Source organism: Metabacillus niabensis (genome assembly GCF_902829255.1).
Taxonomy (GTDB): Bacteria; Bacillota; Bacilli; order Bacillales; family Bacillaceae; genus Metabacillus; species Metabacillus niabensis.
The window spans coordinates 1-12642 of record NZ_CADEPK010000084.1 but is presented as its reverse complement, the minus strand read 5'-3'; the positions used below and the strand labels follow the sequence as shown (position 1 = coordinate 12642).

Below are 12642 nucleotides of genomic sequence, written 5' to 3'. Positions count from 1 at the left end.
GCCCAAACGGGAACAAGGTGAGTGAGCTTGCTTTGCTCGCCATCGCTATATTTTCCGGAAATAATAGATCATAGCCAATCCATCCTACTATCATCCCGATAAGGATTGAAAAATTACTAATTGCTTTCTTTCCTAATATATTTAACAAACAGACAAAGATGACGATCACAATTGAAAAAAGTGAAATAGGGAGATCTAGCTTTCCGTTATCATTTATTTTTAGCATCCCTGTAAAAAAGGTAAATACTAATTGAAAGGTAAGTAAAAATAAATAAACACTCATGACTGTTGGTGTTAAAATTTTATTGATTAGCGGAAACAGATTAAAGATTGCAAGAATCATTGTAAAAATTCCTGCTAGTATCATCCCTGTTGCAATCCCGCCACCGATTTCCTCTAAGCTCATACCTAGCGATGAGGCCGAAAAGCATAAATTTAGAACAAGTCCCCATATTACTCCTGAAGGACCTTCCATAATCGGATAGCGATGCCCCCACACCCCCTGCAGAATGCATGCAATTCCCGTAAAAATAAATGAGCTGCGTTGGATTGTTGCGACCTCATATGCTGGAATATCAAATGCAGCCCCTATTGAAATCGGGACTACTACTACATTTGCAAAAATAAAAAACAACCACTGGATTGAACCAAATGTAGCTGTTATCATCGACTTACTCATTTTATGATCCTCCTAAAATCTCTTAACCTTTTCTTCAACATTCATATTATCGCAAAAAAATTTTTAAAACAAAGAGTGATTAAATTCACCGCGTGAAGCGATTAACATTTTTGTCACAAATTACCTAATAAATATTCAAAAACCTATTGACGCTGATAGAAAAATATTTTATGATATTCTCAAATCAATATCGGATCTCCTAAAGGGGAGTAGCTTTTACAACAAAGTCGTCATTACAGAGTGTTTTTATCACTCTCGGCTATGTTGGCAACGCAAACGTTGTTAGCAAGACCTTTACTTAACGGTAAAGGTCTTTATTTGTATCTAAAACCTTTACCTCAATCGGTAAAGGTTTTTTTATACCTTCTAACTCTACCTAGATCCGATAAAGGAGAATGAAAGGTGTAACTTAAATTACAGAAAAACATCGAAGCATTAACGATAATAGATGAAAAGACTACAAAAATTTAGGAGGAAAACAAACGTATGTTACTTAGGAAATATATGTCACTTTTAGGTGTTGGATCTGCGATGATTGATCTTATTTTGCCAAAGGAAACCTATAAAAAGGGCGAATTAATTAACGGATACTTTTATATTAAAGGCGGAACAATTGAACAGAAATTAAAAAGAATTGAATGTGATTTAGTCTTGTTAAATCAAAAAACAGGTGAAGAAAAAGTCCTTGATACAGCAATGGTATTGTCATCAAAGCAAATCAATTCAGAGGAAGATAGCCAGGTGTCATTTACGTTCAAGTTACCTGAGGATATCCCATGTTCATCAGAAACGATATCCTATCGCTTTAAAACAAAATTAACGTTTAATAAAGGTGTTGAAAGCAAAGACCAGGATATTATTCAAGTCATCTAATAATAAGAGGGTTTCTCCTTTCAGATAAAAAGGAAATTGGGCATACTAAAAAAATCTACTAAAATACAATCATCCTAGAAAATATATTCATTAGTATACCTACTAAGAAAGAGTGATTTACTTGTTCAAATTTTTTAAAAGAATAAAATTTATCCTGACGTTTTGGAAATTCATCCCGTTCTTAAAGGAGTTTTTCCTCTCAAAGGAAGTACCTTTTCGCAAAAAAGGCATTTCAGTCATCTTGTTGCTTGTCTATATCTTTTTCCCATATGATTTGATTCCTGACTTTTTACTTGTATTAGGAATTTTTGATGATGTTGTGATCGCTACCTTTATTTTGCAGAGAACGATTCAAATGGCACCAGAATCACTAAAAGAAAAGTATCGACTTACTTAAGAAATAGCAAGTACGTAAATTGTATGTTTATGTATAAAAATATGATTTATACAAGTCAAATCAATTTCAAGCATATATCAAAAAGGGGAAACTTATCACTTTTTAGTAGGTTTCCCTTTTTATTCGTCATAATCATCCTCTTGCTTTGTTCGTAAATAGTAGATATAAAAGACTGGCACAAGGCTACATAGAAATAATATCCCTCCAGCCACCAAACCATCATTTATTGTATATCCATCTGTTAATGTTACGAGAAAGCCAACTACTGAAGAGATCATGACTGCTACAAGAAGTGAAATCGTCAAACCCTTTTTCGGGGCTTTATTGCTTTTTTCATGGTCTACACTAATATTCATCGATAAATAGAGAGAAATGACCGTTGTTATCATGAATACAAGCCATAAAGGATTTTCTCTCATACCTTCTAGTCCATTAGTTATGAAGTCAAAGCCTAGTATCCCAATAATTCCAGCAGTTTGAATCACGTAGGCAAATCGAATATTTTTTAAATTTTGCAAGATTAAGCGTTCATCTGTTATTTTTTTCATTCTCCCCATTCTCCTTTTCCTTCCAAAATATTTCATCAAGCGTTTTATTAACTGCATAACAAATATCAAGACAGAGCTTTAAGGTTGGATTATATTTCCCTTTTTCAATTAAACTAATTGTTTGGCGAGTGACACCGATTTGATCAGCCAATTGTTGCTGTGTTAAACCAACTTGTACACGGGCTATTTTAACTTTATTTTCCAAACTTTTTCATCCCTCCCACTAAAATAGTAACATATATATTACATAATTCAATATATATGTTACATCTTGTTGTGTTTTTTGCTTTCTGCCATCATCAAATGCCTTGTTACAATAGTGCACACTATCCTTATTCCATTCTATTTCATAACAAATGATACACTATTTGGAATTTATGAAACTTTTTCTCAAATTACACGTATAGGTAATTACAGATAAAAATTGGAGGATTTAAACTTATGATGGAATGGTTGCAACAGTCGGAAGGAATTTGGCAATATATAGTATTATTTTTACTTGCAGCAGCACCGCTATTAGATGTATTCATTGTTGTCCCACTTGGGGTTGGGTTAGGGCTGAATCCTATTGCCGTAGGGATTATTGGTTTTGCAGGAAACTTTCTTATGGTCGTCATTTTAGGACTCTTTTTTAAACAGTTCTCAAAGTGGCGAGAAAAAAGAAGAGCAAAAAAGGGGATTACTGGTCCAACCAAAAGGGAAACAAGGGCGAGACGGCTATGGGAACGGTATGGTCTCCCGGGGTTAGCAATACTCGCACCAGGATTAGTTGGTACAGACCTAGCAGCCGTATTAGCATTGACTTTCGGTTCATCTCGTAGATGGGTTATTATGTGGCTTGCTATCAGTCTCGCAATTTGGACAATTGCATTGACGATAGGTTCTATTTACGGATTTAGATATATGGAAATCATTTAAAAACTAGGGTTGGGTATCTTCGTGTGGAGCCCAACCCTAGCTTTTTTTCTTACTTAATAAGTAGCCTCTAGCTGTCTGCGTGGCGTATTCCAGATTTCTAGCCATTTTTTAATTGCTGATATAAAGATCACTACCCCAAGAATGAGCATAATGACTGAAAGTATAGCGTTTAATACATTATAGCCGGCTGCTGCTGGATTTAAGTAAACATGCTTCACCATCCAATATCCTGCATAATTAACGGTAACAAACAAATAGGCAAGCGGAATGAGACATGTTAACATATATCTTCGTTTGTCGGCGATTTTTAAGATGACAGTTGCACCAACGATTAATCCAATTGAAGCCATAAGCTGGTTTGAAACACCGAATAATGCCCATACCGATCCAATATCTCCTGAATAAAGCAAGTACCCCCACATCAAACAGGCTAGTGCACTAGCGAAAATATTCCCTGGTAACCACTCCGTCCTTTTCAAAGGTTTATAAAATTCTCCGAAAAAGTCTTGAATGAGATACCGAGCAACTCGTGTACCTGCATCTATCGCAGTTAAAATGAACACTGCTTCAAACATAATGACAAATTGAAAGAAGTAGGATGATAGGCTTTCAAACCATGGGATACTAGTAAAAATATAGGTCATCCCAACTGCCAAAGTTACCGCGCCACCTGTTCTTCCTTCTAAATCTAAGCCAATTTCCCGGGCAAGCTCTGGTAAATGAATAACTTCCATCCCTAATGTTTTAAATACTTCTGGAGTAGAATTAATTGCGAAATAATCTGCTGGCTGTAAAGCAGTTGCTGCAATTAGAGCCATGATACCAACAAGGCATTCGACTAGCATCGCCCCAAAGCCTACTACCTTAATATCACTCCATCTGTCGAGCATTTTCGGTGTTGTCCCTGAACCAACGAAGGCATGGAAGCCAGAAATCGCCCCGCAGGCAATTGTTATTGAAATAAACGGCCAAACTGGTCCTGCTAAAATTGGACCGCCACCGTTAACAAACTCTGTTACCGCAGGGAATTGGATGGATGGATTAATGATAAACACCCCGATAATTAAGGCAAGAAAGACGCCAATTTTCATAAAGCTGCTTAAATAATCCCTTGGTGCAAGCAATAGCCAAACTGGTAATGCTGCGGCAAAGAATGCATAAATAGGTAAAATAAGTGCCAATGTCTTTGAATCAAACGTGAGGAAATCTCCTAAAGCTGTCCCTTGAATCGAAGGTCCAATAAAAACCGCGAGCATAAGTAAAATAAAGCCTACGGTTGATGCTAATTTTAAATTACCCGTTTTCTTATAATAAAGCCCTACTCCCATCGCAATCGGAATTGTAGTTCCTACAGCAAAGGTTCCCCACGGATTTTTTTCAAGCGCATGCAAAACAACCATCGATAAACCAGCCATTGTAATCGTGATAATAAAAAGCATCGCAAGTCCTGTACAAAATCCAGCAACAGGTCCAAGCTCCTCTTTTGCTACTTCTGATAACGATTTTCCTTTTTTCCGCATTGAGGCAAAGAGAACAACTGCATCATGTACTGCCCCACCGATAACGGCTCCAATTAATAACCAGAGCAGACCAGGCAAATAGCCAAATTGTGCAGCTAAAATTGGTCCAACTAAAGGTCCTGCCGCTGCAATTGCGGCAAAATGATGTCCAAATGAGACCCATTTGTTTGTCGGTACATAATCTTTGCCATCATTTACTTCATGCGCAGGCGTTGGCTTAGAATCATCCAGCTTTAGTACTTTGACAGCCATAAAGGTTCCATAGAGACGGTAGGCGATCATTAAAATACACATCGAAGCAATAACTATTGTAATCGCATTCATAACTTTGTCTTAACCTCCTTTTTTAACGTCTATTTCCATCCTACGATGTGTACATGTAAAATATGAAGGTTTTCTATTTCTTTTCTATTAAATGCTTTTGTTAAACTTGCATGAACTGGCGAAGCGGGATTTTCATAAATAAGTAGCTGTTGTCTCGATGTATTTCGACAAATACAAAAAGGCAATACCGCTCTATTGATATGCAGTATTGCCTTTTTTGTTTTTATTTCAATTGCTATCTTAATTCTATACGAGACTTATTAAACCATGGATTGCTGTTAATATTATCCCGATAATGAATCCACAAACCGCCCCGTTCACTCGAATCCATTGCAGATCCTTGCCGACATTATTCTCTACCATATCTATCAACGTTTCTGTATCAAGCTTATCCAAATTCTCTTGAACGAGATTGCCAATTTGTGCGTGGTTTCTTTCAACAAGAATCGCGATTTGCACTTTAATCCACGAATCGATCGCCTCTTGATTTTCCTCTACCTTTTCTAGTAAATACTGCGTCATCGGCATGAGATAGCGTTCTATAAAATCATCGCTTTCAATGATCTCAATAACATTTTGCTTAATCTTGCTAAGCGTCTCTGTGATTTGTTCATCTGGCTCCCAATTTGCTAAAAGCTTCTCTCGCCATTTTTCGACTCCACTAACGAGCTGTTGATTTTCGCTCATTCCAATCATTTGCTTGCGAATATACTGAATGAGTGCTTTTCGATTTGGTTCTTCCGCATGCTTTAAACTTTTGATACCACTCATCAATAAGTTCTTCACAATATTCCCCATCTTTTCCTCATTCAGCAAGCTTTGAATCGATTTAAGAGCAAACTGAAGTACTCCATCAACTTGAACCTTGCTTAAAACGTTCATCGTCACAGCTCCAAGACGACGGCTTGTCTCTTCCTTACTTAGCCAAGTTTCAGCTTCTCTTAACACATAATCTAATGCCTTCTCGTCCACCTGTTCTTTAAGCAGGACAGAGCTTAAACGGTCTAAAAGCTTTTTCAAATCTAAATTCGAGATCGTCATTTCCAATTGTTTTTTAATAAACGGTGTTATTTTTTCAACCTCTACATACTCAATTGCTTGCCTTAATAGCTTGCTGATTGTCTTTTTAAAGCGCTCCTTTTCGATTTCCTTCTTTACTAACGGGATTAACATGTTCGTAAAAGAAATTTGCTTCACCTTGTCTTGGATGCTTTCCTTAGAAAGCCAATCATTCTTTAACATGGATACGAGCGCATTTGTTACTCTTTGGCGATTATTCGGGAGCAATGCTGTATGTGGGATACGCAGGCCAAGTGGATGACGAAATAGTGCAGTAACGGCAAACCAATCGGCTAAACCACCGACTAACCCAGCCTCAAATCCACCTTGCAATAAATCGATCCAAATCGAACCTTGAAAGGGAATTGTCGCAATAAATCCCACACCCATAATAATTAGTGAATATGTCGCAATTTTTTTCGATTCCTTTGTTTTTGGTGACATTCTATTACCTCATTCTTATAAGAAATAAAGATCTTCCCTAAAACAAAATATTAGCATACATTATCTCGTTACCTCAATTTTTAATCATATTGTTTTCACAAGGCTTGTTGCTTTTTACATATTACTTTTGCTGTTTTTGTCTTCGATTACAGATACTCAGCTTAAGCTGGTCAGGCGGTGAAGCCTCTTCAAAGGTACGTCTGGATAAGTTTTCCACTAAGCAGGATGTTCTTTTAAAAAATAGTTCTTAGGCATTTTAAGATTTCAAATTCACCAATTTTGGGTGTTTGTAATAAAGTATTTAGTGAAAATATTTAGAATATTTGTTTACTAACCTTCGTGAATGTTATAAAATCATATAGATATACTCGGGTTTATTTTAGGAGGAGACAAAATGAGCGTTAGTATCGTAGTAATGGGATTAGCAGTTGGCATTTTAGTAGGTTTAACTGGTGTAGGTGGAGCTGCCTTGTTAACTCCTCTTCTTATAGCATTAGGGATAAATCCTACCATCGCAGTAGGAACAGATCTTGTTTACAATTCGATTACGAAATTATTTGGAGTTGGACAGCATTGGAAGCAAAAAACGATTAATTTTAAAATGGTAAAATATTTGGCGATGGGAAGTATTCCTAGTGCTGTAGTTGCAATTACCACTCTTTACATGTTTCCAGCATTTCACGAGCATCAAGAAAAAATTATTAAGCATGCGCTTGGCTATGTGTTAACAATTGTAGCCATCTCAATTATTATTCGGGTATTTTTTGATAAAAAAATCCGTCCGAACCGCTGGCAATTGCTTCCTTTGGATCAGAAGAAGACTCTAACGATATTAATAGGTGTCGTTTTCGGCTTTATCGTTGGTTTAACATCCATTGGCTCTGGCTCACTATTCGCGATCGCTATGCTCTATTTGTATAAATTAAAGCCTTCGGAACTTGTAGGTACTGATATCGCTCATGCATTTTTACTAGTAACAGTTGCTGGTATCCTTACTGCAAGCTTTGGAAGCGTTGATTACATGCTAACAGCCAACCTCTTAATTGGGTCTATTCCCGGAGTAATCTTTGGTAGTAAGTTATCCACTAAAGTCGCCGCTAAACCACTACAGGCTGTGATGGCAACGATTATTTTATTTAGTGGTTTGAAGCTTATTTAATAAAGGCAAATAGATAAGGAAGCTATAGATAAATTGATGAACATCACAACTAAAGATTGTTATTTTAACCTATGAGAAAGAGCATTTAATCATCTGAATTAAATGCTCTTTTTGTGGACTTGGGGACTGTCCCCCTTTTTTATTAATTTTTTTATTTTAGGATTCGATATATGTGGATTCCCCCTGCAAAATGGACTTTTCATCTCCCTATTTACTGATTTTAGTTTTATGGGGACTGTCCCCATAAAACTACTTATTCTCGATAAACAGGGCATTGTTTGAGAGAAATCATTTTAATGGGGGACTGTCCCCTACTTTAAGAATTGGGTATAGGGCAATTCCGGCGATGAATAGTCCGATTCCTAGTAGGAATGTTTTTAGGTCTGCTACTCCTGAGATGATGACCCAGAGGGAGTAGATTAGTGCGAGTATCGCGATGATTCCGTCTGTTATTCTTGGGCGTTTATCAAGTTCATAGGTTTGGCCCTTTAATATAAGCTTTAAGAAGAATAGCGCAGATACTAAGTATGGGATTAGATAGGCCAGTGTAGCAGAAGTTGTTAAAAAGGTATATGCTTCGCTTATCGTCCCAGAGATAACAGAAAAAATAAATATTTGCGACATTGCATTTGTCATTGTTAAGGCACGAACCGGGTTGCCTTTTTTATTCACTTTTGCAAAGTATGCTGGAAAAACACCCTTTGTCGCTGCTTGAAAAGGAACCTCAGCGCTTAAAAGAATCCAGCCGATTGTTGAGCCAAATAAAGATACTACCGCGAGTAACGCCATAACAGTTGCTCCATTGTCGCCAATCATGACCGATAAGGCATCTACAAAGGGTTTATCAGATGCTCTTAATTCATCTTGTGGCAATACGCCCATAATTAATAATGTAATCCCCATATAAATAGCTAATGCAATTAATAAGCCAAACACCGTTGCCCGACTTACATCTCGTGGCGATTTCGCTCTTCCCGATAAAATGACAGCAGACTCAATTCCGACAAATGCCCAAAGCGTTGAGATAATGGCCATATTCACTTGACTCGGTAGTCCATAGGTTTCTCCATCTGAAGTTACAATCGGTGTGTAAAAATCCCCTAGATTGGCTTTTTGAAATGTGAATAAGGCTGCGACAATAAAGAGGGCAAAGCCAATGATTTTTGTAATCGTCGCAACGGCATTTAATTTTCCCGCTACATTTAAATTCGTAACTAAAATAAAGTGAGTTCCCCATAACAAAACAGTACAAATAATAAATGTGACAAATCTTCCTAACTCAATTTCCTGATTACCGAAAACAAATAATATAGACGGATCTCTCATTATTGGGAAAAAAGTTGATAGATATCCGGCAAAGCTAGTAATAATTGCAACATTGCTAATCCAATTCGCAATCCAATATCCCCATACCATTGAAAACCCAGCGATATTCCCTTTACGGGGAGAATCAAACAATTCCCGCGCATAGCTTTGTGGTCCAGTTTTTAAGTCAGGTCTTCTCATTGATAATTTGCCAAATACGAGGGCAATCATCAAAACTCCAGCTCCTGTCAAGAGCCAGGCAAAGGTAACACCTAAAGGGCTTGCTGTCTGAGCAAGCGTACTTGGCAGCATAAAAATTCCGGAGCCTACCATGTTGCCGACTACTAACGATGTTAAAATGAAAAGACCCCATTTTTTCTCTTTCATGATGTATCCTCCAAATATAGCTAGATATTTCTACGTTATCTATCAAGTTCATCCACTAGATAACTCCTAGTATTCCAAAAAATCTCGATCATAATCTAAGGCTTCCTCCGCCAAATAATAAAAGAGGAGCTGTTAACCTTGATTATTATTTCTTCGGGCAGTCCGAGGCCCTACATGTTTTTTCACCATCAATTAAATTGCTAAGAAATCAACAATAAATTTTCACACAACAAAAAAGTTAGACACCTTATAAATTGACCGTCGTCAAGCATTGATCAATCTTATAGAAGTGTCTAACTCTTGATTACTATCAATGATTATACTTGTGGTTCATCAGAATACGTACGTTTTTCTTTAAATGTTTTAATAACGCCCTTCTTCTTCAGCTCTTTATTTTTCCATTCTACCCAGAGCTGTGCTGCGATAAAAATAGAAGAATATGTTCCAACAATTAACCCAACAAGCAAGGCGATTGAAAATGGTCGAATTGCTTCACTACCGAAAATCATTAAGGCAATGACCGTTATCGCAACCATTAATACTGTATTAACAGAGCGACCTAATGTTTGACGAAGACTTGTATTCACGACATCAACGATATCCTCGTACGTCTTTAAATACCTTCTGCGCTGCATATTTTCACGCATTCGGTCAAAGGTTACGATTGTATCATTAATCGAATAACCAACAACCGTTAATAACGCTGCAATAAAGGTAATATCAACCTCTAGACCTGTAACGCTAAAGAATGGGATGATAAAGAATGTCGCATATAAAAGAGCAATAACTGCTGCAACTGCCATGCGAAGCTCAAATCGGAACGTTACAAAAATGATTAAGCCAACGACTGCAATAAGCAACGCCTTCATTGCGTTTTTCGCAAGCTCTTCGCCGACTGTCGGTGTTACACTGCTTACATTTGGCTCTGCTCCAAATTCATCAGTGAAATGGCTCTTTAATGAGGCAATTTCTGCTTTTGAGAGATTACCTTTGAAACGAGCAACAGCCATGTTATTCTCATCACCTGAGATGACGATATCATCTGTAGGTAAATCTAGTTTTTCAAGCTGATCCGCTACCATTTCTGTATTAAGAGTTTTATCTGCAAGCAGCTCCACTCTTGTTCCACTTGTAAAGTCAATTCCAAGATTTAAACGAAGCACGACTAAGCAAATAATCCCGGCAACTAGTAAAATGCCAGAGAACGCAAAAAACTTACGACGGTGTTTTACGAAATCAAATCGGTCAAATTTAGTTGGCAAATCAAGCGTATCGAAGTTTTCGGAAATATCGTGTATTTCCTTTTTCTTGACACCAAACCAGCCTGGTCTTTTATTAAAGATTCCACTTTTCACCCATAGACCTAGTAACCATCTAGAAAGATATACGTTTGTGATAAAGCTTCCGAGAATCCCGATTATTAAGCTTGTTGCAAAGCCTTTTACAGAGCTTGTTCCATAAAAGAATAGAACAGCTGATGCTAATAATGTTGTTAAGTTTGCATCTGTAACAGCAGAAAATGAACTTTGGTTCCCTGCTTTAAAGGCGGCTTTAATCGATTTTCCGACTTTTATTTCCTCTTTTATCCGCTCATATGTGATAATATTCGCGTCAACGGCCATACCAACACCTAAAATAAGTGCCGCAATACCTGGTAATGTTAAGACAACATTCATCCAATCGAAAACTAATAATGTTAAATAACTGTATACTGTTAACGTAATTGTAGCGATAAAGCCAGGAAATCTATAATAGAAAATCATAAATAGGAAGACGGCCAATACGCCAATTACCCCTGCAAATACGGTTTTATCCATTGCCTGTAGTCCGAATGAAGCCCCGACAGAAGTGGAATAAATTTCATCAAGCTTTACTGGCAATGCCCCTGCATTAAGAATGTCTGCAAGATTTTTCGCTTCATCAACTGTAAAATCACCGACAATTGACACGGTATCTTGGCTAAAGACTTGGTTAACGACTGGAGCTGAAATATATTTTGGCTTAGCCTTTTGACTTTCTGCTGCAAAGGAATCCTTTCCTTCTTCATGGTCTAGCCAAATAACTAACACATTGTTTGGTGCTTGATTAACAATTTCTTGTGTTACTTGTTTAAATTTGTCAGCACTTTTCAATTCAATCGAAACGCTAGGCTTTCCATTTTCATCAAAGGTTTGCTTCGCTCCACCCTCTTTTAGGTCAGTACCATCCATCATTAGCTTATCATTTGCGTCTCGGAACGATAGATTTGCTTCAGTAGATAGAATCTCGCGCGCTTCATTTTGGTCCTCGACTCCAGCTAATTGGACACGAATGCGATTATCACCTTCGATTTGGATAACCGGCTCACTTACACCTAAAATATTGACACGCTTATCTAATGCTTCTGCTGTCGCAGCAAGTGCCTGCTCGTCAATAACTTGTCCCTTTTTAGCAGGATTTACTTCATAAAGTATTTCAAAGCCACCCTGTAAATCAAGACCTAGCTTAATATTTTTTAATATCCCGCTAGATGAGGCGACCATTACACTTGTAAAAGCAATCAGAAAAATAAAAAAGACAATAATTCGATTTTTTTTAACCATTAAGTAAATTCTCCTTATTTTCATTATGAATTTGTTTCAATTTGTAATATGTTTTTTTTAGTTAGATGAGATAATTCGATTGAAATTTCTTCACAATGAAAAACGGTTTATCGTGAGAAAAAAATTCGATTACATTAAGTACTAGCTGATTATGTAATACTAATTGAATCGCATTCTGATCATATCCTCGATAGGCGAGTAAAAGCTTTGATGCTTGCAATTCAAGGAGAGATGCGATTTGGGTCATCTCAAATTCATGATCAAAAAGTAGTGAGGTAAAGGAGGTTTGTTTTAAAGGATCAACTTCAGGCTGGTCCTTTAAATTAAGAACAGGGATTATGAACATTACGATTGATACGATTAATATTGAACAAAACTTCATCATGCAAATCACCTATCCTATCCTTTCCTTTTCCTTAACCCTAGTAATTATACTATAAGTATAAT

Annotated in this window: 12 protein-coding genes; 4 read left to right on the top strand and 8 right to left on the bottom strand. The window is 37.0% G+C overall.

The window, feature by feature from the left end:
- Positions 1-679 (bottom strand): purine/pyrimidine permease (locus HU235_RS08940; RefSeq protein WP_174879987.1); only part of this gene is annotated, 679 nt, incomplete at its 3' end.
- 486 nt (positions 680-1165) lie between these two features.
- On the opposite strand from HU235_RS08940, the gene HU235_RS08935 reads away from it, so the two are divergent.
- Positions 1166-1552 (top strand): sporulation protein, encoded by a 387-nt coding sequence (locus tag HU235_RS08935; RefSeq protein WP_095299506.1) that lies wholly within the window; start codon positions 1166-1168, stop codon positions 1550-1552.
- Between the two features lie 112 nt (positions 1553-1664).
- Entirely contained in the window at positions 1665-1949 is a 285-nt protein-coding gene (locus HU235_RS08930) for a YkvA family protein (protein WP_370877249.1), read from the top strand.
- A 119-nt stretch (positions 1950-2068) separates the two neighbouring features.
- On the opposite strand, the gene HU235_RS08925 is transcribed toward HU235_RS08930, so the two are convergent.
- Positions 2069-2497 (bottom strand): hypothetical protein, encoded by a 429-nt coding sequence (locus tag HU235_RS08925; protein WP_174879986.1) that lies wholly within the window; start codon positions 2495-2497, stop codon positions 2069-2071.
- Positions 2478-2702: a helix-turn-helix transcriptional regulator gene (locus HU235_RS08920; RefSeq protein ID WP_095299503.1), complete on the bottom strand. Its 225-nt coding sequence runs from the start codon at positions 2700-2702 to the stop codon at positions 2478-2480. Before HU235_RS08920 ends, HU235_RS08925 begins: the two co-directional genes overlap by 20 nt.
- A 236-nt stretch (positions 2703-2938) precedes the next feature.
- On the opposite strand from HU235_RS08920, the gene HU235_RS08915 reads away from it, so the two are divergent.
- On the top strand, positions 2939-3415 hold the full coding sequence (locus HU235_RS08915; RefSeq protein ID WP_095299502.1) for a small multi-drug export protein: 477 nt from the start codon (positions 2939-2941) through the stop codon (positions 3413-3415).
- A 53-nt stretch (positions 3416-3468) separates the two neighbouring features.
- Here the strand turns inward: HU235_RS08915 and cstA are convergent, their stop codons facing one another.
- On the bottom strand, positions 3469-5259 hold the full coding sequence (gene cstA / locus HU235_RS08910; protein ID WP_095299501.1) for a carbon starvation protein CstA: 1791 nt from the start codon (positions 5257-5259) through the stop codon (positions 3469-3471).
- 246 nt (positions 5260-5505) lie between these two features.
- Positions 5506-6762, bottom strand: coding sequence for a DUF445 domain-containing protein (locus HU235_RS08905; RefSeq protein ID WP_095299500.1), 1257 nt, complete (start codon positions 6760-6762; stop codon positions 5506-5508).
- A 394-nt stretch (positions 6763-7156) separates the two neighbouring features.
- Between HU235_RS08905 and HU235_RS08900 the strand changes: the two genes are divergently transcribed.
- Positions 7157-7921 carry a sulfite exporter TauE/SafE family protein gene (locus HU235_RS08900; RefSeq protein WP_095299499.1) on the top strand — a complete coding sequence of 255 codons (765 nt, stop codon included), beginning with the start codon at positions 7157-7159 and terminating at the stop codon, positions 7919-7921.
- A gap of 288 nt (positions 7922-8209) precedes the next feature.
- Here the strand turns inward: HU235_RS08900 and HU235_RS08895 are convergent, their stop codons facing one another.
- The 3 genes from HU235_RS08895 to HU235_RS08885 form a co-directional block, all read right to left on the bottom strand.
- Entirely contained in the window at positions 8210-9613 is a 1404-nt protein-coding gene (locus HU235_RS08895; protein ID WP_174879985.1) for an amino acid permease, read from the bottom strand.
- A gap of 317 nt (positions 9614-9930) precedes the next feature.
- Positions 9931-12195, bottom strand: a complete 2265-nt coding sequence (secDF, locus tag HU235_RS08890; RefSeq protein ID WP_174879984.1) for a protein translocase subunit SecDF — start codon at positions 12193-12195, stop codon at positions 9931-9933.
- A 61-nt stretch (positions 12196-12256) separates the two neighbouring features.
- The gene (locus tag HU235_RS08885) at positions 12257-12577 is read right to left on the bottom strand and encodes a hypothetical protein (RefSeq protein ID WP_174879983.1); all 321 of its coding nucleotides are present in this window, start codon (positions 12575-12577) and stop codon (positions 12257-12259) included.
- Positions 12578-12642: the final 65 nt, after the last annotated feature.